Source organism: Bacillus sp. FSL W8-0645, from assembly GCF_038007905.1.
Classification (GTDB): Bacteria; Bacillota; Bacilli; order Bacillales; family Bacillaceae; genus Bacillus; species Bacillus pumilus.
Genome location: NZ_JBBOYC010000001.1, coordinates 266,824 through 292,761, shown reverse-complemented (window position 1 = coordinate 292,761; position 25,938 = coordinate 266,824). Strand labels below are relative to the sequence as shown.

Below are 25,938 nucleotides of genomic sequence, written 5' to 3'. Positions count from 1 at the left end.
TGTAGAAAATGGTTCATGTCGTAAATGAAGTGTTTCATGTGAAACATTGTCGAAAATTCTCGTCCACAGAACTTGCTGATAAATAACGTATTGATGTGTTTTCGTATGTTGATATAGAAAAGATAAAGCATGAAATCAAAGGATAAACCCTTTCGTTTCCTTCTATTCAAGGATTTCTTTATACTGAAATGAAGAACATTGACCGTGTAAATGAAAGGATGTTGATGATGCCATCACTTCACATATTAGATCAAGTCGCTATTCCTAAAGGTCAGACAGCGCAAGAGACATTGATTCACACAACACAGCTAGCTCAGCTTGCGGAAACTCTTGGATATGAGCGTTATTGGTTTGCTGAACACCACAGCACAAGAGGGCTCGCTAGTACAGCACCTGAAATATTAATGGCACATATCGCCGCTCATACATCGACCTTACGTACCGGGTCTGGCGGCATTTTACTTCCGCAGTACAGCCCCTTTAAAGTAGCAGAGGTCACGCGGCAGCTTGAGGCTCTGTATCCTGGACGAATTGAAATCGGTGTCGGCAAATCTCCGGGCGGGATTGAAAGGACGAGACTTGCTTTGACAGACGGCGTGCATAAAGATCTATCTCAGTTTGACCGACAGCTGAAGGATCTTCTATTTTACTTATCAGACAGCCTGCCTTCTAGGCACCCGCATGCAGGAGTCAAAGCTTCTCCGCTTGTTGATGCTCATCCGCCAGTTTGGCTACTTGGTCTCGGAGAAAATAGTGCCGTGCAGGCAGCGGAACTTGGGATCAACTATATTTTTGGTCACTTTATCCACCCAGCGCGCGGCAAACAAGCATTTGAGACGTATCGGTCTCACTTTTCTCCATCTGTCTTTTCCACGCAGCCGCACGCTATGTTTGCTGTGTTTGTCATTTGTGGTGAAACCGATGAAGAGGCCGAACGGATCGCCAGCAGTACAGATTTATGGCTGCTGCGTGTTGAAAAAGGACTGGACAGCCGCGTCCCTTCTATAGAAGAAGCCAGTACCTATCACTACACCTCGCAGGAAAAGAAAAAAGTGTTACAAAACCGCCAGCGGATGATCGTCGGCTCAAAGGCAACGGTGAAAGAGCAATTACTTAGCTTGATGGAACGCTATCAAACGGATGACATCATGATTCTAAACAATTCATTTGATCCGATAGAAAAACAGCGCTCCTTCAAACGAATCGCCGAATTATTTTGAAGCCAAAGGGCTGAAATGGGAAATGTAACATCAAGATGTCAAAATCCTTCCGCCTGTCATCTGATCGCAAATGTGTCTTCTAATCGTTAGCGAACTGTAAACGCATAAGGGGTGTACCTTTTATATAGTAGAGGTACATATAAAAGAACCGTTTACGACGCTAGAAGGAAGGAGATGACAGGCCATGAATAAGAGACTCGAATGGGTCGATGCTGCTAAAGGGATCGGGATTCTGCTCGTGGTCATGGCGCATGTGCCCATTCCAGATCCGCTCAAGCAATTCATTTACTCTTTTCATATGCCGCTTTTCTTTTTACTATCCGGCATGATGTTTCGATCATCCTCACGCCCTGCTCTGTCATTTATTCAGAAGAAAGCCAAAAGCTTACTCTTGCCCTATCTCTATTTCTCCATCATTTCGTATGTTTTCTGGTTCACCGTTACTCGTTTTTTTGCCTTTAAGGGACAAACGGATATTGACCCTTTCGTTCCGTTTACAGGTATTTTTATATCCAATGCAGATGGAGCTAGACTCACGCATAACCCAGCCATCTGGTTTTTAACGACACTCTTTTTAGTGGAAATGATCTTTTTCTTTATGCACCGTCTGACAAAAGGGAAACCTGCTGTCTTGATCTTACTGACCGTCCTTTGCGGAGGTGCTGGATATGCCTCTACCTTGCTTTTAGACCAAAGTCTACCGTGGAATGCCAATGTCGCCTTGACGGCTGTTGTGTTTTATTCAATTGGATTTTTGGCAAAGCAATGGTTTGTGGAATTAAAGACAGACCCAACCCTTCTTCTATGTACAGGTCTGCTTATACTGACGGCTTACATGCAAAGCTTTAATTCACGTGTCGATATGCGCGTGAACGACTATGGTGATCTTTTTCTTTTTTATGCATGTGCACTGCTCGGTTCAGCTGCCGTGATTTATTTAAGTTTTAAATTCAAAACGTCCCCTATTTTGACGTATCTCGGTCGAAATTCCATTGTGATTCTCGTCTTACAGTTTGCCGGCATCGATATCATGAAAGCATTTGTTTATTATGGACTTGGCATCAATATTGCAGATACAGCGCAGCTCTCTTGGACTCTCTTTTACACGATCGGAACATTGCTGCTCATGGTGCCATGTATCTCCTTCCTAAGCAAATACCCGATGCTACTCGGCAAACCAGCCAAAGCCGCACACCGCTATGAACAAAAAACATCCGCCGGCTAATTGGGCGGATGTTTTTTTGGATTAATCATTGATTTGAGAAGGGTAAAGCGTCATTCCTCCATCTACAAATAAAGTGGTGCCTGTGATATACGAAGCTTCCTTAGATACGAGGAATGCAGCGGCTGACCCAATCTCCTTCGGTTTACCAAATGCTCTCATCGGAATCTTTTCAAGCTGCTTTTGTTTTTTCTGTTCATCCTGCAAATCATCATTCGATTCGGTCGCCATTGTACCTGGTGCAATCGCATTGATCCGAATACCTGCTTCCGCATAATCAAGAGCCAGCGTTTTTGTCATCATGTTCATTCCGCCTTTGGAAGTGGAATAGTGAACATTGAACGGGCGCGGTATTTCCTGATGGACACTGGATATATTTAAAATCGATCCTTTGATGTCATGCTCCATCATATAGGCGATTGCAGCCTTTGCCCCTAAAAAGGCGCCTGTAATATTCACATCAATGACTTTTTGCCATTGCTCGAGCGTCATCTCATGCGGCATCGCTTCTTCGCCATTAAAGCCTGAATTATTGACGAACACATCGACTGTTCCGAAATGCTCCAGTGCTGTCTCCATGATGGATTGAATTCCTTCCTCTTCGGAGACATCTGCGTGTACTTTCACCGCTTGCCCTCCGCTCTGCTGAATGGCTTGGACCGTTTCTTCAGCACCCTCTTCATCACCTTTATAGTTCACAACCACATTCATCTGCTCTTCTCCAAATCGTAATGCGATGGCTTGTCCGATTCCTTTTGAAGAACCTGTGACAATGGCTGTTTTTCCTTTTAAATCTTGATACATCTTTATTTCCTCCTATCACGTGCTTCATCTAGTTGATACACAATGGTTACCCATTTTGAAAAAAAGAAAAACACAATCCTCTGCAATCGTTGACTAAGAGGATTGTGCTGTTCATCAAACTAAAAGGTGTTATAGACATTTTCACATGTTTCAGCGGTTGGTTGATAAAAGCAATGAGACTTATACCTTGCCACAAACGGCTGATTGTACCAAGTCGGTGGACAATTACCAGGCGGCTTAAAATACCAAAGGCTGAATTTTGCTGGCCAAAATCGTTCTCCGTTAATATTCCTCCGTGCAAGTGTTTTTTCTGTTTCTCGTGCTCGTTGATAAAAATAACCATGCGTGACTGCTTCAAATGCATGCTCTTGATAAATCATTTGTGGAATCGTACGCAGCCCTTTAAAGTCAGAGCAGTTGGCACGCAACCGGTTGATGCCCACATTTCCTACGAGCAGCATCCCTTGCTTTCCTTCACCTTCTGCCTCCGCTCTCAGAAGTCTGGCCATGAGATCAATATCAGAGCTTGTTGCTCTTACCACTGCCATACATCCACCTCCATTCGTTTCTCTTTTATTTTATGTAGGGTTTCTGTGTAGATGACTGCCATTTTGACGGGAAAACACACATTCAGTGTCGAGAGCCTGTCTAAATACCTCAACATTTTGCTGGACATGTGTCTCTCTGGCAACAACACACAAACCAAGTGATCATGCACATAACAGGAAAAAATATTCATTACTATAGACTCATTTACAAGTCATAAAAATCCTTCTAATTGCGACACCATTATCAAAAACAGTCATTTGAACCTATTCAACAATCCGACTCAAAACCTTAAAATATAAAATGTTGAGTTTTTATAGGAGACATCAAACAATAAAATACACATTTCTCCTCTCAACTTAGTGTCATTTTTACTATTTGAAGCTAGTCAATCTTTGCAACGCACTGAAGTATTGACAGTACTTTCGCTTCATTCTACAGTAAAAAACATACAGTGTTTTTCTTTTTATGCAAAAAGAACGATATGAACTACAGCTTTTCAATCAAATTCACCATAAACCCGAGGAGGAAAACATGCCATGTTTAAAAAGAAATTATCTCTGTTTCTTCTGATTTTGTGTGTAACTGTTGTCGCTGCTGCTTGTAGTGGTGGTAAAGACAAAACAGCTACGAAAGAAAGCGATACAAAAAAATCCCTTGATGCAGCAGAGGTAAAGGTAGAAAGTGCTGAGTACACATTACCACCTCAATACGATACATCTGTACAGGATGATCAGTATGTACTAAAAGTGAACGTATCTGTAAAAAATATCAGCAAAGAGCCTCTAAATGTTGATAAAAGCAACTTTACGCTTTACCAAGATGACTCACAAGTGTCTACGATCTCTCCAGATGATTACAACGAAGTATTATCTTCTAGCTCTCTAAATGCAGGCAAAGTATCAAAAGGCGGTCTTTTCTTTGTTGTTGACAAAGAAAAAGACTATCAGCTTGTGTACACAGAGCCAGGTAGTGGTTCTAAAAAAGATGACAAAACACTAGAATTCGATATCAAAGGTAAAGACTTAATGAAAAAAGCAGATACACTTCAAGCATCTGCAAAAGCCCTTTCTTCTTATATTGATGTCATGATTTTTGGTAAGAATAACGACGAATTCGAAAAACTAACAGGTGATAACAAATCAACTGTTGTCAACCAATTTGATAAATCATTCAAACAAGGCTACATCACGTCATCAGGTATTTCTTCTAGCTCAGCGAAGGACGAAAACCTTGATAAGCTTCTAAAAGCTGTAAAAGAAACATTAGCTGAAAAATCAAAAGTATCAACAAAAACAAAAGCGATCAGTGGTGATAAAGCTGTTGTGACTGTCACTCTTACACCAATTGATGCAAGCCCGCTTGTCGATCGTTTAAAAGAAAAAGCGACTGAGTTCTACAGCAAAAACCGGTCAGCTTCTTATGATGAAGCACAAAAATATTTACTTTCGATCTACCCAGAAGAGTTCAAAAAATTAGGACCTTCCTCTTCTGAAGAAACAGTAGAAGTCAACATGAAGAAAAATGACATCGACCAATGGAAACTTGATTTGAACGATTACAAAACAAGCTCATTAGTTGAAAAGTTCATCAAGAACTAATGAAAAACCCCCGATGCCGGGGGTTTTTTATTATGATTTATAATCTGTTTTGGGAAACGTGCCCCCTCTATCATAAAAAAACAGAATACAGTCAAGTTATCTTAACCTTGTCAACATTTCTTTCTATGATCAGTGTTCCATTTCTTTAGCTTGATCATTTTTGTACTTAAGATTTTTTCTGCTTTTTTTGTTAAAGATGAAATGTAAACTCGAAGTAAAAAAATGTCCTCCTCATTCTTTATTTCTATTGAACTTTATTATAAATCTAGCCTCTTTCCTAACTCATTATAAAAGAGAACCATCATTTTCATTCACAAACTCTTTTTTCTACTTAAGTTATTTCTCAATAAAACTCTTCGAAGTATAAATAATTCTATTTTCATAAAATATTCAAAAAAAAGGTCCTATATGCTCATTTTAAGGTAATTTTAAACTTTTTATCATTGTTATTATGCTAGAATTAGTAACCACCAAAGAGAAAATTTACCATGAAATCAAATCATTTTTTAAGGTAGTTTCAGTTCTAACTGGATTAATCGTTACTCTATTAACAAAAAAAGAGTGATCTGATGTTGTCGAAAAGATCTTGTTTAGAGGAAAATTAGTGAGATCTTTCATGAAAATTCAGAAACATACCAAGACTTATTGGGAGGAATCATGGATTATTATTAAAAAAAATCATAATCTGAATAAAGAATGTAGGAGGAAATGATTATTGAAAGAGTGAGAAAATATGACTGATAAAATTCTAAAGTTAAAGAAATGGTTCATTTTATTTGTTTTGATAATTGTGGTTTTATACTTTGGAGTGTTTAGTTTTTTGCTAAAAGGTGATTTAAAAAATGAAACTATTAGTACGAGAGAATTAAATGAAAAAATTAAAGTCGCGGTTTTAGATAGTGGAATTAATAAGAATCATAAAGATTTAAAAGGTAAGATTGTAAAAGAATTTAATCCGATAGATTCTTCCATCGAGTCTGAAAATAAATTAAGTCATGGTACATCAATCGCAGGAATTATTACAGCAAACAATACAAACAGTGAAGTTACTGGGGTTACACAAAATGTCGAACTATATTCTGTTAAAGTGATCAAAAATGATGGAAAGATTGAAAGACAGGGTTTTATAGATGGTTTTAAGTGGGCTATATCCCAAAATGTAGATATAATTAATTTAAGTTTAGGTTTTCAAAAGGATTTTCCCGAATTAAGGGAGTTAGTGGCCAATGCCGTAAATAAAGGAATTATTATTGTTGCTGCTAGCGGTAATACTTATGGTTTAAATAGTCAATTTCCAGCTCGATACGATAATGTTATTTCTGTCGGGGCAATTGATTCAAAGAATAAAGTACCACAATTCTCTGCTATAGGAAAAGTTGATTTTTTTGCACCCGGTGTTAATGTTTTATCGTTAAATAATAAAGGAGGAAAATCTGTTTATACAGGATCTTCTTATTCAGTAGCTTACATAACAGGTGTAATTGCCAATTTTCTATATAAAGAGAAAATGAATAAAGATGAAAAGAGCTTTTCACAGGTTTATACCTATCTGGAGAGTTCATCTACGAAAATGCTGGATAATAAAAATAAGATTATTCAGGGTTTCAATTTTAAAAAATAGCGGAGGGATTTTATATGTGGTTAAAAGTTAAAAGTAAAATGATAATATTACTGGTGTTTTTATTAGTTGCTAGTCTATTTCCAAACAATCATACCAAGGCTGAAGAAATTGATAATAATATGATTGTTGATGAAGAAGTAGTTTCAGAGATGTTAGAAGATCGTTTATCTGAAGAAAATATTTCTGTTGATAATTTTGAAGTATCAAGTGATGAATTGGTATTAGATACTTCAATGAACGACGCGGAAGGAAATAAGGTTGAAGCGACTCTCAGTGTAGAACCTGGTGCAGATAGTTTTAATTTAACTACAAGAGAATTCAATGAAGTCGGTGAAGAAATATCAAAGGAATATGAAATAAAAGTTAATCAATTTAAAGACGATGAGTTTGAAGCGACTTTTGAAGATGTTGAAACAGAGGAAGTTTTCACCTATAATTCAGAGGAAGGTACAGCTTCATTCGCCTTTTTAATACCGGTGGGAATAGCAATATCACCTGCAGTTATGGCTGCTTTATTTCATACTGGTGCGGTGATTGTTGTAGCAGGAACTGGTTATGTAATTGCTACCCAAGCCAACAAGCACAGGTCTAAAAACAAAAAAAAATATAATCATTTTCAAGCTGTTATCAAAAAAGGCGGAGTATATGTTGGAAAAGGACTAAGTAAATCGCAAGCAATCGCTAGAATGAAATCAAAAAAGGATATTTGGTCTATTTCTTATAATCAGGCAAAAGGTGTTGCAGCTGGAGCTAATCGAAATGGCAAACCAATACATGAAGTAGATTTGAACAAGGGTAAGCCGAAGAAAGGTTATTATTATCACTGGCATCCCTATAAAAGAACTCCAAAAGCTCATTCATTCTACGGAGGTCCTGTTAAATAATTAATAGAGGTGAATCATGTATAATTACGAAAAGCTATATAAACAGTATTTATATAAAAAAGATCAATTGATTTTTACTAAAGAACGAGTTGCTGAGATTATAACGTCTAAATTTAAAGCTAGAGAATTTTCAAAAACAAAAATTTTAGATTTAGTAAATGATGATCACTTTGAATATAATAAGATATATAAATGTTTTGTCATAGATGATCCGAGTATATTGATTCAATTGTTTTCAAATGAGGAAAAAAAGAATCATCGTGAAGAAATACTTGATAATCGTGAACATCCCTTAAACCCCAAGAGAGTCAAAGAATGGGAGTATAATCATTTATTGCTTGATGAACAAGAAGGTAGAAGAATTGATATCATTTTAGAAAGTAAAGATGGGTTATATGTTTCAGAATTTAAAGTAAGAGATAGTTGTGAAAAACTTAATAGGTATATAAATGCTTTAATTGTAGGTGCACTTATTGAAAATGGGTTAGAAGAATATCCAGATGGTATTCATGACGAGTATTTTCAATTTTATTTAGAGAACTTGGATATATTCGGTTTTTTAAACTGAAAAATACGGTGATCGGCATTTACTTGAAAACGCCCTCTGTCAAAGAGGGCGTTTCTTTATTTTGCAAGCATCCATTTTTCTTTCATAAACAAGCTTCTCACGATGACAAACAAGATGACGACTGCGAGGGCTGAGGAGCCGAGTGTCAGAGTGACGGCCATCGGATCGATGATGCCAAACATCAATTGCTTACAGAGCGCATGAATATTAAGGAATGGGATCGCAAAGTAATACGTATCTAGCTGCGTAGCACCTGCTCTCATGGTAAAGAACATTGGAAGCACACCTAGTGTAATGATCATGGACATGTACGACTGTGCCTCTTTGACTGAGCCCGAAATGACGCTGAGCAGCAATTCAATCATGGATACCATGAAGGAGAAGATGATAAGCGCCGCAAACATGACGGCGATAATGCTCCACATTTGATCACCAAAGTTCAGTGCTTGTTTTAGCTTTTCTGTAAAGAGCAGCGTGGATAAAAGCAGCATGCCGATCGCCACAATTCCACTTAAAATCCCGAACATGGAGACAGCCAGCCATTTTCCGATGAGAATTTGGAGTCTGCTGGCAGGTGTCAGGAACAACGCTTCAATGGATTTTCGGTCTTTCTCACCCGCTACAATATCAAGCGCAGCTGGCAAAGCACCTGAGATGACGGAGGTCACCAAAATCATTGGAAGAAGAATCGACAAAAGCATAGAGGTCATGCCATTTTCTCCTTCTTCGCCCTCTTCTACATCAACAGCCTGCACCTGAAATGGGTGAACAACAGATGTATTGATTTGATCAGCGGCTAAACGCTTTTCTACGACTTGGTTTTGATACTGCTCCAGTAAGGATTGTAGCATTTGAACCGCGATGACCGAATCATCATCTGTTGTATACCCATGAATCTTAATTGCAAATGATTTTTGATGCTGAAGCATGTCGTCTGCCTCTTTCGGCATTTCCAGGTAAGCATTCGCCTTTCCATCTTTGACAGCTTGCTGCGGGTCATCAAATGTTTCAAGTGTGAGGTTTTTAACCTCTTTGATCATTTGATTCATTTCAGTTGGAAGCTGTTCATTCACTGCGACCGTATAGGTTTCATCTCCTGGATCTGCAATCATGCTTTCATAAAAGAACACCAATCCAAGCATCGTCAAAAGAGGAATCAGCACTGTTAAGAGTAGCGTTTTTCGGTCTCTTAGCGCATCTGTCATTTCTTTTAAAAATACGGTTTTCCACATTATGAAATCCCCCTAGCGAGCTTCGACATAAAGATATAGTTCAAGTCATCACTTTGTTCCTGTGTATATAATTCTGGAAGTGTCCCTTTATACACAAGCTCTCCTTGATGAATCATCATGACACTGTCACAAAGCTGGCTGACTTCTTCCATGATGTGGCTTGAAAAAAGGATGGTTTTATTTTGCTGCTTGAGCTGATGAATAAAGTCTCTGAAAATATTACTTGATGTAATATCCAAGCCTGTTGTCGGCTCATCAAATAAAATAATGTCAGGATCATGAATCAAGGTTCTGGCAATCGCCACCTTTTGTTTCATTCCTCTTGAGAATCCTTTCACCTTTCGATCCATATATTGTCTCATCCCAAAACGCTTTGCCAAATCCTCTATTCTTGCTTTGATTTCATGCTGATCTAAGCCATACAATTTGCCAAAGTATTCAAGGTTTTCTCGTGCCGTCAAACGATCGTAAAGCCCCGTCTCACCGCCAAACAAGACACCAATTCGCTTTTTCACTTCTGTTGATTCTTTCACCGTATCAAAGCCTGCGACAGTGACTGTTCCGTGCGTAGGTTCTAATAATGTGGCTACGGCGCGTAATAATGTGGTTTTCCCTGCACCATTTTCTCCTAGGATGCCAACGACTTCCCCTTCCTTCACGGAAAACGTCATATGTTTCATCGCTTTTACAACCTTTTTCTTATCTTTAAACCAGCAGCTGCAATCGCTGAGAGTAATCATGTGGTTCGCCCCTTTCAACTTTCTAAGTCTATGATAGAAAAAATGACGCTTCCTTGACATAAAAATGTCGCGAAACGTCCTTTTTCTGTCTTGAAATGATCTATTTTAAAAAACAAATGGTAAAATAGACAAATAATAAGAAGAGTCATAGGTGATTTTTATGATAAAAGTAGGTCTCGTTGATGATTACCGAGTAGATTTAGAAAAGCTGCATGCCATTGTAGGCAGAATGGAGGCTGTGGAGATTGTCTTTGTCACGCAGTCAGCAGAGGATGCCTATGAGAAGGTCAAACAAGGAGACATTGATCTGTTGTTTGCAGACATTGAAATGCCCGGAATGTCCGGTTATGAACTAGCGGACCTCATTCACTCTCACGCACTGAATGTCGATGTTGTATTTGTGACAGGAAACAGCGGATATGCGGTCCATGCGTTTGATTTGAATGTACATGATTATATTATGAAGCCCTACCATGCCGATCGAATCGCCAAATCCTTAGAGCGCTACAAGTCAACCAAGCAGGAGAAAAGCATTCATGGACGGCTTCTCATTAAGCAGCAGTCAGATATTCATGTGCTGCAAAAGAAGGATGTCATTTTTGTTGAGCGAACAGGCAGGTCAACCACCATTGTCACAACAACAGGAGATATCCAGACATATCAGACATTAAACGAGTTAAAGGGCGATCTAGCTGAAAAAGATTTTATCCGCTCTCACCGATCGTTTATCATCAATATTCATTACATTAAGAACTTCTCGGCGTATGCTAAAAATTCATTTATCGTATCTTTTGAAGGTACAGATAAAAAAGCCATGATGACCAAGCAGCAATTAGAATACTTTAAGAAATATTATTTTTAAGGAGAACGAACGTGAACGCTTTCTATCTTGGTTTCCGCATGTATGCTCTCATATGGCTAGGTCTTGCGTTTCATGCAGCAGCTGAAGCTTTTCTGCCGCTATCATCAGGAGTACTGTGGCTCCTCACTTTTTGTCTGATTTGTCTTTATACATTTTTCATATACAAAAGGTTTTTGCCTCATGTGAGTGGTTATGTGATGTTGGGCGCTTTTGTGCTCTTTACCTGTGCAGGTCTTTCCCTTTTTCTGACGCAAGGAAATGGATGGAGCTCTCTTTTGGCTTTTGTGATCATCATGACAACAGATATCCTTTCATTGAAGATGATGCGGACGGAGAGACGATTAAATGGGCGGCTTCAAGAGCTGATCAACGCAGAATCAAGAACCAATGAACTGCTGCTTGAGCTGCGCAGTAAACATCATGAAACAGCTAGACATTTAAATGCCTTTTCCGCGTCAAACGAAGAGCATGAGATCAAGGATTTGATTCAGCAATACGTGAAACATTTCCCTTGGATGAAAGGAGAAAATGCTTATTTGGCCTCAACCCTGCATTCCTTTTTCCAACGGGCTGAAAAAGAGGACATTGCCCTTTCTCTAGACCTTCAAGCACCTTTTTCATCGCTTCCCTTTTCTAAGGCGGATCAGGTTAGTTTCACTGGCAACCTGCTTGATAATGCCCTAGACGCAGCGATTGAAGCGAAGCAAGCCGGAAAAGAGGGCAGCATCTCAATTGCGACCTCTATTCGGAGCGGGCTCTTTTTAATCCATTGTGAAAACAGCACAAAAGGAATGGAAAAACACGTGTTAGACCATTTGTTCAAAAACTTTGGCCGCTCGACAAAAGGCGGAGATCATCAAGGAATGGGTACGTATATCATTCATCAGCTTGTTGAAAAGGCAGACGGTACTCTTGATTTCACATACCGTTCTCCACATTTGCGGCTTGTCATCAAAATCCCCCTCACGATGTCATAAAAAAAAGGTGCAGCTAAGCACCTTTTTTTATTAAGAGAAAATGTGGTCAATTTGATTGATTTCCTCTTTTGTTAATTGAACTTCGTTTGTTTTTAAGTTTTGCTGAACTTGCTCAGCTCGTTTTGCACCTGGAATAATGGCGTCGATGCCGTCCTGTGCTAAAAGCCAAGCGAGTGCGACGTGTGCCGTTTCGGCGTTCTTTGATTGTGCAATTACCTTTAGCTTGTCTACTTTTTCGAGGTTTTGAAGGAACGCCTCGCCTTGGAAAAGCGGATCTTTTGCTCGAATATCATCAAATGTCGCTTCCTTCGTAAATTTCCCAGTCAACAAGCCTGATGCCAATGGGAAATACGGAATAAAGGAAATACGATGCTCGACGCAGTATGGGAGAAGATCCTTCTCTGCCTCACGTTTCAGCAAAGAATACTCCGACTGAAGCACATCTAAGTAGCCATCTCGATTAAAGACTTGAAGCTGTTCAAAATCAAGGTTAGATGCACCAATGGCCCTGATTTTCCCTTCATCCTTCAATTCCTTTAATGTGCCTGCTACTTCTTCCAGCGGCGTCCGGCCGTCTGGGAAATGCATATAGTATAAATCAATATAATCTGTTTGCAGTCGTTTCAGGCTATGTTCGACCTGCTCTCTTAAAAAGTCCCGGCTGTTATCCAGCTCAATTTGTCCGTTTACTTCTTTATGAGCCCCCTTTGTCGCAAGGACGAGGTTCTCTCTACCGCCTCTTTTGGCAATAATCTCACCGATCAATTCCTCTGAACGGCCCAGCCCATAAATAAAAGCAGAATCTAAGAAATTGACACCTTGATCAAGAGCTGTCTCCACAAGCTCTCGTCCGGCATCTTCACTCAGGTTGGGGAACAAATTATGTCCACCTACCGCATTCGTACCAAGCCCTATCGGATTCACCTGTAAATTAGTTCGTCCAAGCGTTACCTTTTTCAAAAGCTCATCTCCCTTATCTGCTTAATCATCCTTATTTTCCCATGAAACCTTTTCAACATTCAAGTATCCTGCTCTCTGAAGCACAAACACCCTCACTTCAAGATTTTTACGTAAAAAACATTTAAAACCGATAATAAATCTACAAATTGATTCTTATTGACCGGTATATTAGACTCACAAATTTCCTTTTATTATTGATTTTTGTGTAAATTTCTTTCAAAGATAGGGACTAAAACCTATTCCTCATCATGATCGAATTTCGATAGAATGAAAAGTACAAATCGTCATAAGGAGATTTTCCCCTGTAACACCCGAATATACCATTCTATCTGTTTCTTTTTTCATAGTCAGATAGCGGGAATGAAATGACGAAAGAAAAGCAAAGGAGCATCAACTGTGAATCTTAAAAAAATAAGCGCACTCCTCATGATTTCATTCGTGATGATCATCTCTGCAGCTTGCCAGAGCTCAGCCAAATCAAGCAACGCTGATCAAAAATCAACAAAAACAGCAGAGGTAAAAGTCGATAGCTACGAATATACGTTACCAGAAGACTCAGCAACTACGCTTAGAGACAATGAATTGGTGCTAAAAGTCAACCTGACGATTACAAATAAAGGTGACAAAGCTCTATCATTATATAGCTCTGACTTCTCCCTTTATCAGGATGATGCCAAAGTATCTGATTTAAAATTTTACGGAAGTAAAGACCGTCTTGACCTCGGTTCATTGAACAAAGGCAAATCTCAATCAGGTGCTCTTTATTTCCTTGTAGACAAAGGGAAAAGATATCAGTTCGTGTACCAAGACAGCATCAAGAAAAACAGTGATTCGATCGAAATCGACCTAGATGGAAACAAAATACTTGATACAGCGAAAAAGCTGGATAACCCTGCAAAGGCGCTTTCCGCTTATACTGATATCATTGTCTTTGACAAAAAGAACGATCAATTTGCAGATTTAACGGGCGACAACCAATCCGATGTCGTGAATAAATACCACGACATGTTCGTAAAAGACTTCAAAAGAAGCGCCGGAATGTACGGCAATGAAGTAAGTGACCGTGATATTCTGTCTATGTACAAACGGATTCAAGACACCATGAAGGATAAAACCAAAGTAGAAACAAGTGTAAAAACCATCTCTAATGACGAAGCGAAGGTTGTCGCTCAAGTAACAGGCATTGATGCTTCTAACTTAAAAGACAAGCTAGACAAGCAAAGAGATGAGTTTTACAACGGCAAGATCCGCTCTAAAGAAGAATTGTATAAGAAAAGCTTAAACTTGTACGCATCTGAATTCGAGAAGCTTCCTCCAGTCTCCAGCCCGGCTGAATACGAAGTGAAAATGAAACGTAATGGGGATGGTCAGTGGAAAATTGACCTTAACGATTACAATACATCGCAGTACATGAGCGGTTTTATTAAAACAAGATAATCATGAACTAAAAAAGACGCTGGCCCAATGAAGGTGCCGCGTCTTTTCTTATGCTATACAGTCGCCTCTTGCTCTTCTTTCACCGCTTTTTCAATATCTTTAAAACGGCTCGATACAGTAGACGCACTAATGCCATACTTTTTCGCTATTTGCGCTTGAGAAAGCGGGGCATCGCTTGCAAGTGAATGAATGTAGTATTCGATTCCCGCAGCAAATGATGCTGCTTTACGGATCACAGGTGATTTCTGATCACAATAGGCTTTCCACACAGTTAAAGCGCCATCAGTCAAGCTTTGGTCCCCGTGTTCCTTCATTCCGTCTTCAATCAGCTTAGCTGTTTCCAGTTGAACGTCATTTGCCCAGTCCATGCGATCTGCTGTTAGACCTGTATCGCCTTCTGTTTGAGCAGATGTTTCTGATTCTTCTACTTCTTGCTTCGCAAACATGCACTCCAACACGTCAGGGAATGATTCTCTCATAAATGTGCTGCGCGTTCCTCCATTTGCCTCATATGCTTCAACAAGCTGACGAACTTGAAGAAGAAGCGTATCTGTAAACTCCTTCGCAAACATCGTATATTGAATGAAAAACTCTGCTTTTTCTTCAAATTGAACAGGGAATCCAAGTACGAGACTTCCCTTTTCAGGCAGCACTGTTTGATCCGGTTTTACATCTACTTCAACCTTTTCAGCTGTCACCATATTCTCAAAGTAAAGAGACTCGTCCGTTTTTTCATTTAATAAAAGCAAAGAAGGCTCCATGTCTGTCCATGATTGAACCACTTGTTTTGTTTTCGGACGGGTAATATCCTCCGCTTTCTTTGTCAGGAATTCTTGGAAGATGGTTTCTTTCTGATCCGTTAATGGACGGAAGAAGATACCCCATACACTCAAATGAAAGACTGAGATTTGTTGCGTTTCTTTATCCATATCTGCAAGAAAAGAAAACTCATTAATGAATTGATTGATGGCTCTCTGATGTTTAGAGAATGCGTAATTCATTAAATCCTTTTGAACTTGTACAGCTTCCTTAAACACAAGCTCAGACGTTTGTTCTCCGCCTGACTTTTGACCACAGCAATGTTTATATTTTTTTCCGCTCCCACAAGGGCAGAGCGCATTTCGTTTAATTTTTCCCAAAATAAAACCTCCGACATTCTAGTCTAACCTCACTATTTTAACAAACGATTGCACAAGAGAGTTTTATTTTCAAGAAAAAAGAAAAATCAGAATGATCAGTTAAATAATAAAGATACTTGAAGATCACGACAAATCATAGGAATAGCGGTCTTTTTCTGTTTATTTTCTCCAATCATTCCAATAGATTTTCTTCAGCTCATTCCCTCAAATAACTGCTTTGCCTCAAAATAAAAGATTTGAACAAACTTCTTCGTATTGACTCTGCCCGTTGATCCTGCGGATGATGAGGTCTTCTGCATTTCTTTCATTCTTTGGCTGACATCGGTAAAGTCAAAAAACTTCGACGCATAGTGCTCAAACTTAGGATTCGAGAAATCTGTTAATCCTAGTGAAGCAAAATGATTCAAGGAATGATGAATAGCGCGTCTAATCCGCTGCTCTGCCGCTTTCACTTCCCTCATCACTTCGACATCGGTTGCCCCATGATCCAGCTTCCTCTCCGCTGTTTTGATAAAGAGCTGCTTTAGCGGCGGGAAATTAACCTCATGAGAATTGGCTGACTGAGTTTCATGTAAGTAGATCAGTATCTCAAGTAAATCCTTAGAACCGCTCTCTCCGACAATTCCTAGTTCTGATAAGAGAAATTCCCCCGCCTCTTTCATCGTCCTTTTCTTCAATCCATTGCCCGTTGTATTATGAGAAATCACAGGCTCTAACGGCAGCACATGGCGAAGGGAAGCTTGAATATCGCAAATCGATTTCTCGAGTTTGATCCGCTCTATGACTTTTCGAATCACACTGACGATCTCAATTCGATTGACAGGTTTATGAATATAATATTCGATCCCTAATTCATAGGCTTCTGCCATCATCTCTTTCGCCTCTACTTGGGAAATCATCATGATTTTACCTTTGAATTCAGGGTGAATATGACGAATGGTTTGAATGCCATCTCTAGCAGGCATCAAAAGGTCAATCAGAAGGATGTCTATTTTTTTTAGATTCAATGAATGGGCTTCTAATCCAACACCGTCATCGGCTTCATCCACGACCTCTCCCAAATCTTCATCCTCAATGATTTGTCCTAAAATCGAGCGTATTGCACGATCATCATCTGCAATGAAAAATCGCATACACTCACCCTCTCTGTATTAAATTTTGTATAGGAAGGAGTAGCTGAAAAGCTGTTCCCTTTGTTTCTCTTTGTTCGATTTTAATTGTACCGCCAAGCTCTTTAACCAGCTCTTTCACATAGGATAAGCCAATCCCAGTTGATGGTGTTCCATATGCATCAAATTTAGAAGTATAGCCTGGATCAAATACTATTTCTCTCATTTTTTCAGGAATCCCCGGGCCATCATCTTCAATCCGAATCTCTATTTTATCATGACTTCCTTTCAATACGAGTGAGATCATTCCGTTATCCTTTATGGCTTCAACCGCATTTGCCATTAAATTATTAATGAGCGATAAAAAAATGAACACATGATAATCATGCAAATGAATGCCTCTTATATCAGATATAAAGGAGATGTTTTTCCCTAGAGAGAACGCATACTTTTCTTGAATGCGGAGTACAATTTGAACGAGTTCTTCTGCCTTCATATAGTCTTGCATATTTTCCTTAGAAATTAGCTTCGAAAGCCCAGCATATATACGCTGATTATCCTTTTTCACTTCATGGATTTCTCCTGCAAGCTTCAATAGCTCCTGACTCACTTTCTTCCCTGCTTCGTGTTCATGCAAGAGACGATAAAGCCTGTATGATTCTTGCGTAATGTGCTCTGTATGTTTTAACGTTTTCTTTAAATGAACCGTTTCTTCGTATAAATTTGAAATGACCATCATCATATGCTCATTTTGTTTCATGATTTGCTTCTCTCTTGATTGTGCCTCATATAGCTTCATCATATTAAAAAAGCTGATTACGACAAAGCTGTGAGCAAATGCAATGAGAAACATATCACTCAGCTTTGATAGCGTCATCGTCGTATCAAACACTAAAAATTGTACAAAGAGCTCAACAAAATCAGCCACTAATTCAATCATGAGACCAATGATGCCAATAAAAATAGAGCGCTGTTTAAAACGTCCCGTACGGACGGCAAAGAACAGGAATGCATATGTAAAATAGAAAAAGAAACTTGGGAATTGCTGATAAAATGATGCAGCGAGATCAGCATGATGCTGCATCAGATCTAAACCTACTCGAAAAAGCACAATGGCTGCGCCTGTTAAAAACCCGGGCAAGAACGGTCTAGATTTCCTTAAGAGTAATAAACAAAAGAAAAACGCAGGTGCCCCAAAGCTGATCCGGAACGTCTCATTCACAGGATAAAACTTCAGTTCTCCTGCAAGCGGCACAATCACCACCATAAAAATTAATATGAATGCGTCTTTTTTAACAAGCTGGTTTAAACTCAAATGACTGACACCCCTTCCCCTTTTTGCATAGCCACAGTATACAAGGAGACTCTTTTCTTCACAACGTACAAAAAAATAATTTTCACAGCTCCTTCTTTCCTCAAAATCCTTTTTTATGACTATTCACCGAGACGGCATGGTGACCTTTCAGCTATTCAGCATTTTGGATATTGTCTACAATAATGGGAATTGTTTAGACAATAAGCGACAAACCGATTTTTTATTTGTAAGTTTTTCTGTAGATTTTCGTCAGATTGTGTAGTTTCCAAGATAAATTGAATGAACAATTTTAGTGAAACTATATGTAAGCGTTTTCTGAATTTTCACTAAAAACCCTTTTTGTTTTTTCGCCGCCAAAGCCTTCATTTGAACATATATTTAGGTGTAAAGGAGTGGTACAAGCAGCGCATGACAAGTTCTTTGAAGATGTGTAACATGTTTTCGTGCCTATTTGATCGCATTTTTTGTCATCCGCCAATTCAATAGGGTACTTTTTGATTTTTGATTGGAGGAATCGTATGAAAACAGCAATTTCTAATAATATACAACACGCATGCCAGTCTTCTGTTGATCAATGGGCAGAAGAAATTCGTCCGTATTACAAAAATGGACAAAACGCTGGCTATATTCCAGCACTCGGAAAAGTGAATTCCTCTCAACTTGGTATCAGCGTGATAGGCCCAGATGGATCATCTGTACGATATGGTGATTGGGACGTTCCCTTTACCCTGCAAAGTATCTCAAAAGTCATCAGCTTTATAGCTGCCTGTTTAGGAAGAGGCGTTCCTTACGTCTTGGACCGGGTAGATGTAGAGCCAACTGGTGATGCATTTAATTCCATCTATCGTCTTGAGATGCATAAACCAGGGAAGCCCTTTAATCCAATGATTAATGCTGGAGCTATTACCGTATCCTCCATCCTTCCCGGAAAGACTTCTACAGAAAAGCTAGCATATATTTTCGATTTAATCGAAAACTTAATAGGAAAGCGTCCATCTGTCAATGAAGAGGTTTATCAATCAGAATGGGCAACTGCGCACCGCAACCGTGCTCTTGCTTATTACTTAAAAGAAACCAATTATTTAGAATCAGATGTCGAGGACACATTAGAAGTGTACTTAAAGCAATGTTCCATCGAGGTTACAACAGAGGACATCGCCTTGATTGGGCTGATTATATCAAGTGATGGCTATCATCCCTTTAAACAGGTCCAAGTCATTCCAAAAGATATCGCAAGACTAACAAAGGCATTGATGCTGACATGCGGCATGTATAATGCGTCTGGTAATTTTGCTGCTTTCGTAGGCGTTCCAGCCAAAAGTGGTGTGTCTGGAGGAATTATGGCTTGCGTTCCGCCAAGCGCAAGAAGAGAATTTCCATTTCAGACAGGCTGCGGAATCGGTATTTATGGTCCCGCCATTGACGATTGCGGAAATAGTATTACCGGTGTCATGATGCTGAAAAAGCTCGCAAAAGAGTGGGATCTCAGTATTTTTTAAAATGAACAGTCATGAATTCGAAGAGGTGATGTTATGAACGAAAAAGCTTTGCTATCTTATTTAACACATACAAATGATTTTATTTGGACTTATATTGTCATTGCTCTGTTACTTGGAGTTGGGGTCTACTTCACATATAGAACACGCTTCCTGCAAGTGAGAATGATTAAAGAAATGGTGCGTGTCCTGAAAGAAGGAAGAAAAGAAAAAGAAGGGATATCACCGTTCCAAGCATTTGCCATCAGTATGGCGGCACGTGTAGGAACAGGAAATATCACAGGGATTGCCATCGCCATTGCAATTGGTGGACCTGGGGCAATCTTTTGGATGTGGATCGTAGCGATTATCGGTTCTGCCTCAAGCTTTGTTGAAAGTACGTTAGCCCAGGTGTATAAAGTGAAAGATAAAACAGGATTCCGCGGTGGACCTGCTTATTACATGGAAAAAGGGTTAAACAAGCGCTGGATGGGAATTTTATTTGCGATTCTGATTACAATTTCTTTTGGAATCGTCTTTAATGCGGTGCAATCAAATACAATCACTGTCGCTTTTGAAAACTCCTTTGGATTAGACCGTTTAACAGTCGGTATTGTGATGGCTGTTATTTTTGCAGCAATTATTTTCAAGGGAATCCAAGCCATTGCAAAAGCTTCTGAATACATTGTCGTTGTGCTGGCTCTAGCTTATATCGGAATTGCATTCTTTGTTATTGTGACAAATATCACTGAACTTCCTGGTGTCATCAGTACGATTGTGAAACACGCCTTCGGGTTTGAACAGTTCGCTGGTGGAACATTAGGCGGCGCATTATTACAAGGGATTAAACGCGGTCTTTTCTCGAATGAGGCTGGTATGGGTAGTGCACCTAACGCAGCAGCAACAGCTGTGACAAGTCACCCTGTAAAACAAGGATTAATCCAGGCGTTTGGCGTGTTAACAGATACATTAATTATTTGTACAAGCACAGCCTTCCTTGTCCTGTTCTCTGATGCATACAAAACAACGAACCTGCAAGGAATTGAATTAACACAGGCTTCACTCAGTCAGCACATTGGACCATGGGCCTCTGGATTCCTTGCTATCATGATTTTCCTATTCGCCTTTAGTACATTAATCGGTAACTATTACTACGGTGAAACGAACATTGAATTCCTTGGAGCCAACAAAGTTTGGCTTAACATCTATCGAATTGCCGTTATTGGAATGGTTCTTTTCGGTGCAGTTGCTACTGTTCCTCTCGTGTGGGGTCTAGCCGATCTCTTCATGGGACTCATGGTCATCGTCAATCTCATCGCCATTACCATGCTGTCTAAGGTCGCCTTTGCAGCATTGAAGGATTATACGAGACAGAAAAAAGAAGGCAAGGATCCTGTCTTCTATAAAAATGCCGTTCCAAACAATGAGAAAATTGAATGCTGGGACGACGAACCTGCTTCGTTGAAAAAGAATCATATTGGGTAAATCACAAAAGCTCTGGTCCTCTGACCAGAGCTTTTTTCTTTAGTTCAAAAATTCGAGTATAAGTTTGTTCACCACTTCTGGTTTTTCATGATTGATCCAATGAGAGGCATCATCGACAAAAATCAGCTGACCATTTGGGCAAATCTTCATCGTTTCCTTCGCCAGCTTTCTGCTTAAAAACTTGTCCTCCATCCCCCAGATCATGCGAACAGGTACTAGAATGCGCTTTGATATCGGCTTTTCAAAGCCACCCTTTTTGATGGCGCGGTACCAATTCAGCATTGAGGTCATGGCCCCTGGCTGCGTCCAAGCCAACTTATAGCTTGATACATCTTCCTTCGTGAACAAATGGGGTCTTGCAGTCAGCCCAATGGCTTCATCCAGCTTTTGAAAGTGATTTTCCTGGAGAGCTGCCTCTGGCACATTCGGGAGCTGAAAGAATGCGATATAGGAGCTCTTCTTCCACTGCGGGGGATAAAATGGAAGAACCTTCATCATGACCCGCGGATGCGGCATGTTGACAATGATTAGTTTCTCTACATATTGAGAACGTGTGGATGCCAAATGCCATGCAACTGCCCCGCCCCAATCATGACCACCCACAATCGCCTTTTGATTCGGACTAAGCGTCTTAATCAGCCCTACGATATCATCTCTCAGTTGATCTAATACATAGGATTCGATTCCTTCTGGCTTATCACTTAGATGGTAGCCTCTTTGATCAGGAACGACGACACGATAGCCTGCCTCAGCCAGGGGCATAATTTGGTTCTTCCAGCCGTACCAGAACTCAGGAAATCCATGCAGCAGTATAAGTAGCGGGCCATCCTCAGGTCCAGCCATTGCTGTGTGAAGTGTTACACCATTTGTTTGGATTGATTGAAATTCAATTTGCTCCATCCCTTTGCCACCTTTCTCCTTGTTCTTTTATTCTTCCAACATAGCATATTTTCCATTTTTCAGAAAATAAAAGCACTCCCAAAAAAACCTTCACAATGGTGAAGGTCTAGATTGTTGACAAAGTGCTAAAATGATGTTTATTTTAGCACTTTGTCTTCTTTTCAGCGTGATAGAAAACCTTTGAAGTCTAGGAAGGGCAGCTACTTTTGCGGAGCGAATTGAACATTCGTGAGCACCAGCGCGCAGACCTGCCAACGAATGCGAGGGTTTGTCTACACGCTGAACCTTCACAATGGTGAAGGTCTTCGTCTATTTCATATAATTCAGCACCCAGATCAACCCATTTTTGCGGTCCTGTACTTGTCCGTGAAGTGCCCCAAAGAACGTATCCTGTAATTCGACCAGTACATCTCCATCAGCTTCTAGCGCTTCATATACAGCCTTTAGTTCTTCTTCATTGTCAAACTGCATAATCAATCTGAGATGTTCAGGCTTTGGTGTTTGGTCAAACGTATCTGAAAAGTGAAGCAGCGATTCTCCAAGGTGCAGTTCTGCATGCAGCACACGGTCTTGATGTTCATTTAAAATATGAATATCACCGCCAAAAATCCCTTGATAATATTGAAGAGATTCCTTCACATCGTCTACCACAATATAAGGACTAACACTAATCATACCCCTCATCCTCCTCTTATTCCGTCCATCTTCTCTTTTATAGCTTATCCCAAATCGTATGAAAAAAGGCACAAACCGTCAACGGATTTGCACCTTTTTCTCATGAAGATTTCGCTAATTCACTATGTTTGTTTGAATACGCTGCGTACATGACAACACCGATTAACAGCCAAACTCCAAAGTAAAGCCACGTCCGGCCTGGTAAGTTGAGCATAAGGAACAAGCAGCAGCCCATTGAAATAATAGGTAAGACCGGCACAAATGGAACCCGGAATCCCCTCTCAAGCTGCTGATGTGTCTTTCTCAAAATGAGCACAGATAAACTCACCATTGCAAACGTCAATAAAGCACCGATATTCGCTAAATTGGACAAGTCCTTTAAATCAATAAACCCTGAAATAACAGCTGTCATGCCGCCAATCATCCATATGCTTGCAACAGGCGTATCGCTTTTGTTTGTTTTCGAAAACACTTTCGGCAAAAGACCATCTCGTCCCATCGCATAGGCAATTCGAGTTGCTGCATAATTATTGGCGAAAATCACAGCCATCAATCCAATGACCGCACCGACAGAAATAATACCGGCTACGCTATTTTGATGTACACTTTGCAAGACATAGGACATAGCCTCTGTGACATTCAGTTTTGTATAGTGCACCATACCTGTCATAATCAAACAAACGACAATGTAAATGATCGTGCAAATGAGTAATGAGCCAATAATGCCAATTGGCAGGTTCCGCTGCGGATTTTTCACCTCTTCTGCAGAAGCAGAAATCGCATCAAATCCTAAGAAGGCAAAAAACACAGCAGCAGCACCGGCAATGACGCCTTCTGCACCAAACGGCATGAACGGCTGCCAATTAGATGGCTGTACATAAAACCCGCCTACTACAATGAAAAGAACAATAATACCGAGTTTCACAAACACCATGATATTATTGAATTTTTTACTTTCTTTCGTTCCTCTTGATAAGATCCACGCAATCAGTAAGGCAATGATAATAGCTGGCAGATTCATATATCCGCCTTGTTCCGGTCCCGCTAAAAATTGATGGGGGATTGAAATCCCAAACCCCTCAAGCAAGCTGTTGAAATAGCTCGACCAGCCACTGGCGACAGCTGAAGCAGTCAGCATATAAACGGACAATAACGTCCATCCCATTAGATGCCCGACAAGCTCACCCATCGTTGTATATGAATAAATGTACGCACTGCCGAATACAGGCAGCGCTGAAGCCATTTCTGCATAGCAAAGTGCTGCCAAACTGCACACAATCGCTGCGATAGCAAAGGAAAAAATGACAGCCGGCCCTGCATCCTTAGCCGCTGTAATTCCGGTTAACACCATGACCCCCGTGCCGATCACTGCCCCTATACCAAGGAGCGTGAGATCGAGCCCGCCCAGCGTTTTCTTTACCTTTTGCTGCCTGCTCTGTTCTAACAAATCGTGAATGTGTTTCTTACGTAGAATATGTCGCAAACCCTTTCCCTCCAAAACGTTAGAAAAACAAAAAATCATTCAAATTTCATTATAGCAGAATAGGCACTACGCATTCACAACCAATTCACGTAAATCTTTCTTCATGATTTTACCAAGCTTATTTTTTGGCAGCTCCTGTGTGAAATGAATGGAGGGCACTTTGTAATCTGCCAAACGTTCCTGGCAATAGTTCACCACATCTTCTTCGCAAAAATCGACGGAATCGTCTTTTACGATATACGCACTTGGCACTTCACCATATAATTCGTCCGGTACCCCAATGACAGCTGATTCAATCACACCTGGAATTTGATCAATGACTTCTTCTACTTGGTCAGGATAGATATTATCCCCGCCGTACAGAATCACATCTTTGTATCTCCCTGTGATGAAAAGAAAACCGTCTTCATCTAGATACCCTGCATCCCCCATATGGAACCAGCCATCTTTCAGCACCTTCTCTGTAGCGTCAGGCTGATGATAGTAGCCTAGGAAATAAAATGGGCTTCTCATAACGACTTCGCCAATTTCTCCAGCTGGCAATGTCTCCTCTGTCTCAGGGTGCATGATTTTCACTTCTACATCCGGATCCACTTTACCTGCAGAGCCCATTTTATCCTCGCCCATCGCTGGATGCCACGCACTCACAACCCATGCTTCGGTACTTCCATAGCCATGCATCATCTGAATGCCTGCTTCTTTGTAATCTTTAATTAAGCGTACCGGCACCTTCGTACCGCCAGAAATCGCAATTTCAAAAGATGAGAGATCGTACGAACCTCGTTTCATTTCTTCTAGCATGTACGTGTAAGCTGATGGGAAAGCCATCATGAACGTAATTCTTTCTTTCTCAATCGTTCCTAAAATGCGCTTCGGTGTTGCATCATGTAAGAAGACGAGCGTATACCCTTCAATCGCAGCTGCGATCAGGTGATTAATCGAACTCATATGATACAGAGGGTGACTCGCCAAGTACCGTTTTCCTTTCAGATCGAATCCTCGATTCCCATGTCTTGTTAAAAATTGATAGATTCGTCCATGTCCGACCATACAGCCCTTTGGATTCCCCGTTGTCCCAGAGGTAAATAAAATCATCGCTAGATCCTCTTCTGATACCTCTTCAGCAAGGTTACTTCCATCATTTGAAGCCAAAATGTCTTCAAACAGCTGTGTTGTTTTCGCATTGACACCGGATTCCACCATCAGGCAATCTTCTAAAGACACATTCACTGCCGCAATGATGTCACGGAATTCACGGTCAAAAAATAAAGCCTTTGGCTCTGCTTTTTTCAAAATACCTTCCAGCTCAAAGGAAGTAAGCTGCCAGCTAAGCGGAACAGCGACTGCACCTGCTTTAATGGTTGCCAGCATAATCGTTGAAAAGTGATGATGGTTTTGACAAATAAAGCAAACACGGTCCCCTTTTCGAATCCCCTTTTGATGTAAGTAATGAGCGAGCTGGTCAATGCGTTTTGCATATTCTTCAAATGTATAAGACACACCCCCGCCAGTTACCGCTTCAATTTGTGAAGAGCGTTCCATTCTGTCGTTAAGTAATGCCTGTAATGTATTCAATATCTTCATCTCCAAACGTTTGATTTACAAAAGCCAATTTCCAGTGAATGGGTTGGCAGATTTTATCTCATTCACATTCTAAAATAAAACCAGCTGAAAGTAAAATCA

The 25,938-nt window shown here is 40.2% G+C and carries 23 protein-coding genes; 11 read left to right on the top strand and 12 right to left on the bottom strand.

Features of this window, described 5'->3' with window-relative positions:
- The first annotated feature begins 227 nt into the window (after nucleotides 1-227).
- Both NST39_RS01610 and NST39_RS01605 read left to right on the top strand, forming a co-directional pair.
- Nucleotides 228-1,220 carry an LLM class flavin-dependent oxidoreductase gene (locus NST39_RS01610; protein ID WP_341026632.1) on the top strand — a complete coding sequence of 331 codons (993 nt, stop codon included), beginning with the start codon at nucleotides 228-230 and terminating at the stop codon, nucleotides 1,218-1,220.
- 184 nt (nucleotides 1,221-1,404) lie between these two features.
- Nucleotides 1,405-2,445 (top strand): acyltransferase family protein, encoded by a 1,041-nt coding sequence (locus tag NST39_RS01605; RefSeq protein ID WP_341026630.1) that lies wholly within the window; start codon nucleotides 1,405-1,407, stop codon nucleotides 2,443-2,445.
- 21 nt (nucleotides 2,446-2,466) lie between these two features.
- Here the strand turns inward: NST39_RS01605 and NST39_RS01600 are convergent, their stop codons facing one another.
- Both NST39_RS01600 and NST39_RS01595 read right to left on the bottom strand, forming a co-directional pair.
- The gene (locus NST39_RS01600; protein ID WP_111912412.1) at nucleotides 2,467-3,246 is read right to left on the bottom strand and encodes a glucose 1-dehydrogenase; all 780 of its coding nucleotides are present in this window, start codon (nucleotides 3,244-3,246) and stop codon (nucleotides 2,467-2,469) included.
- A 119-nt stretch (nucleotides 3,247-3,365) separates the two neighbouring features.
- On the bottom strand, nucleotides 3,366-3,794 hold the full coding sequence (locus tag NST39_RS01595) for a cell wall hydrolase (RefSeq protein ID WP_003217242.1): 429 nt from the start codon (nucleotides 3,792-3,794) through the stop codon (nucleotides 3,366-3,368).
- Nucleotides 3,795-4,331: 537 nt separating this feature from the next.
- On the opposite strand from NST39_RS01595, the gene NST39_RS01590 reads away from it, so the two are divergent.
- The 4 genes from NST39_RS01590 to NST39_RS01575 all read left to right on the top strand — a co-directional run bounded on the left by NST39_RS01590 (nucleotide 4,332) and on the right by NST39_RS01575 (nucleotide 8,466).
- Nucleotides 4,332-5,393, top strand: coding sequence for a DUF4352 domain-containing protein (locus NST39_RS01590; RefSeq protein ID WP_341026627.1), 1,062 nt, complete (start codon nucleotides 4,332-4,334; stop codon nucleotides 5,391-5,393).
- A 733-nt stretch (nucleotides 5,394-6,126) separates the two neighbouring features.
- Nucleotides 6,127-7,014, top strand: coding sequence for a S8 family peptidase (locus NST39_RS01585; RefSeq protein ID WP_341026626.1), 888 nt, complete (start codon nucleotides 6,127-6,129; stop codon nucleotides 7,012-7,014).
- 14 nt (nucleotides 7,015-7,028) lie between these two features.
- On the top strand, nucleotides 7,029-7,898 hold the full coding sequence (locus NST39_RS01580; protein WP_341026625.1) for an SAR2788 family putative toxin: 870 nt from the start codon (nucleotides 7,029-7,031) through the stop codon (nucleotides 7,896-7,898).
- A gap of 16 nt (nucleotides 7,899-7,914) precedes the next feature.
- Nucleotides 7,915-8,466, top strand: coding sequence for a hypothetical protein (locus NST39_RS01575; protein ID WP_341026624.1), 552 nt, complete (start codon nucleotides 7,915-7,917; stop codon nucleotides 8,464-8,466).
- A 56-nt stretch (nucleotides 8,467-8,522) separates the two neighbouring features.
- Here NST39_RS01575 and NST39_RS01570 read toward each other — a convergent pair whose 3' ends face one another.
- On the bottom strand, nucleotides 8,523-9,698 hold the full coding sequence (locus NST39_RS01570; protein WP_341026621.1) for an ABC transporter permease: 1,176 nt from the start codon (nucleotides 9,696-9,698) through the stop codon (nucleotides 8,523-8,525).
- Nucleotides 9,698-10,438, bottom strand: a complete 741-nt coding sequence (locus NST39_RS01565; protein ID WP_044139233.1) for an ATP-binding cassette domain-containing protein — start codon at nucleotides 10,436-10,438, stop codon at nucleotides 9,698-9,700. The genes NST39_RS01570 and NST39_RS01565 overlap by 1 nt, the downstream gene beginning before the upstream one ends.
- Nucleotides 10,439-10,598: 160 nt before the next feature.
- Here NST39_RS01565 and NST39_RS01560 point away from each other — a divergent pair, with 160 nt between their 5' ends.
- Nucleotides 10,599-11,300 carry a LytR/AlgR family response regulator transcription factor gene (locus NST39_RS01560; protein ID WP_044139232.1) on the top strand — a complete coding sequence of 234 codons (702 nt, stop codon included), beginning with the start codon at nucleotides 10,599-10,601 and terminating at the stop codon, nucleotides 11,298-11,300.
- A gap of 11 nt (nucleotides 11,301-11,311) precedes the next feature.
- Nucleotides 11,312-12,277 (top strand): ATP-binding protein, encoded by a 966-nt coding sequence (locus NST39_RS01555; protein WP_341026620.1) that lies wholly within the window; start codon nucleotides 11,312-11,314, stop codon nucleotides 12,275-12,277.
- Between the two features lie 30 nt (nucleotides 12,278-12,307).
- Here NST39_RS01555 and NST39_RS01550 read toward each other — a convergent pair whose 3' ends face one another.
- Nucleotides 12,308-13,237: an aldo/keto reductase gene (locus NST39_RS01550; protein WP_341026619.1), complete on the bottom strand. Its 930-nt coding sequence runs from the start codon at nucleotides 13,235-13,237 to the stop codon at nucleotides 12,308-12,310.
- Between the two features lie 396 nt (nucleotides 13,238-13,633).
- On the opposite strand from NST39_RS01550, the gene NST39_RS01545 reads away from it, so the two are divergent.
- Nucleotides 13,634-14,674, top strand: a complete 1,041-nt coding sequence (locus tag NST39_RS01545; RefSeq protein WP_044139229.1) for a DUF4352 domain-containing protein — start codon at nucleotides 13,634-13,636, stop codon at nucleotides 14,672-14,674.
- 53 nt (nucleotides 14,675-14,727) lie between these two features.
- Here the strand turns inward: NST39_RS01545 and NST39_RS01540 are convergent, their stop codons facing one another.
- The 3 genes from NST39_RS01540 to NST39_RS01530 all read right to left on the bottom strand — a co-directional run bounded on the left by NST39_RS01540 (nucleotide 14,728) and on the right by NST39_RS01530 (nucleotide 18,237).
- Nucleotides 14,728-15,813 carry an SEC-C metal-binding domain-containing protein gene (locus NST39_RS01540; RefSeq protein ID WP_113768649.1) on the bottom strand — a complete coding sequence of 362 codons (1,086 nt, stop codon included), beginning with the start codon at nucleotides 15,811-15,813 and terminating at the stop codon, nucleotides 14,728-14,730.
- A gap of 191 nt (nucleotides 15,814-16,004) precedes the next feature.
- Nucleotides 16,005-16,946, bottom strand: coding sequence for a response regulator (locus NST39_RS01535; protein WP_113768648.1), 942 nt, complete (start codon nucleotides 16,944-16,946; stop codon nucleotides 16,005-16,007).
- Between the two features lie 4 nt (nucleotides 16,947-16,950).
- Nucleotides 16,951-18,237: an ATP-binding protein gene (locus NST39_RS01530; protein WP_113768647.1), complete on the bottom strand. Its 1,287-nt coding sequence runs from the start codon at nucleotides 18,235-18,237 to the stop codon at nucleotides 16,951-16,953.
- 518 nt (nucleotides 18,238-18,755) lie between these two features.
- On the opposite strand from NST39_RS01530, the gene NST39_RS01525 reads away from it, so the two are divergent.
- Both NST39_RS01525 and NST39_RS01520 read left to right on the top strand, forming a co-directional pair.
- Nucleotides 18,756-19,736: a glutaminase gene (locus tag NST39_RS01525; RefSeq protein WP_185108594.1), complete on the top strand. Its 981-nt coding sequence runs from the start codon at nucleotides 18,756-18,758 to the stop codon at nucleotides 19,734-19,736.
- Between the two features lie 33 nt (nucleotides 19,737-19,769).
- Nucleotides 19,770-21,197, top strand: coding sequence for an alanine/glycine:cation symporter family protein (locus NST39_RS01520; RefSeq protein WP_065098724.1), 1,428 nt, complete (start codon nucleotides 19,770-19,772; stop codon nucleotides 21,195-21,197).
- A 39-nt stretch (nucleotides 21,198-21,236) separates the two neighbouring features.
- Here NST39_RS01520 and NST39_RS01515 read toward each other — a convergent pair whose 3' ends face one another.
- The 4 genes from NST39_RS01515 to NST39_RS01500 form a co-directional block, all read right to left on the bottom strand.
- Entirely contained in the window at nucleotides 21,237-22,097 is an 861-nt protein-coding gene (locus tag NST39_RS01515; RefSeq protein WP_106029660.1) for an alpha/beta fold hydrolase, read from the bottom strand.
- A 309-nt stretch (nucleotides 22,098-22,406) separates the two neighbouring features.
- A complete protein-coding gene (locus tag NST39_RS01510) occupies nucleotides 22,407-22,772 on the bottom strand; it encodes a VOC family protein (protein WP_065098723.1) in 366 nt (121 codons plus the stop codon).
- A gap of 100 nt (nucleotides 22,773-22,872) precedes the next feature.
- Complete coding sequence (locus tag NST39_RS01505) at nucleotides 22,873-24,255, bottom strand: amino acid permease (protein ID WP_044139222.1); 1,383 nt, start codon at nucleotides 24,253-24,255, stop codon at nucleotides 22,873-22,875.
- A gap of 66 nt (nucleotides 24,256-24,321) precedes the next feature.
- A complete protein-coding gene (locus tag NST39_RS01500; RefSeq protein WP_341026616.1) occupies nucleotides 24,322-25,830 on the bottom strand; it encodes a class I adenylate-forming enzyme family protein in 1,509 nt (502 codons plus the stop codon).
- Between the last annotated feature and the right edge of the window lie 108 nt (nucleotides 25,831-25,938).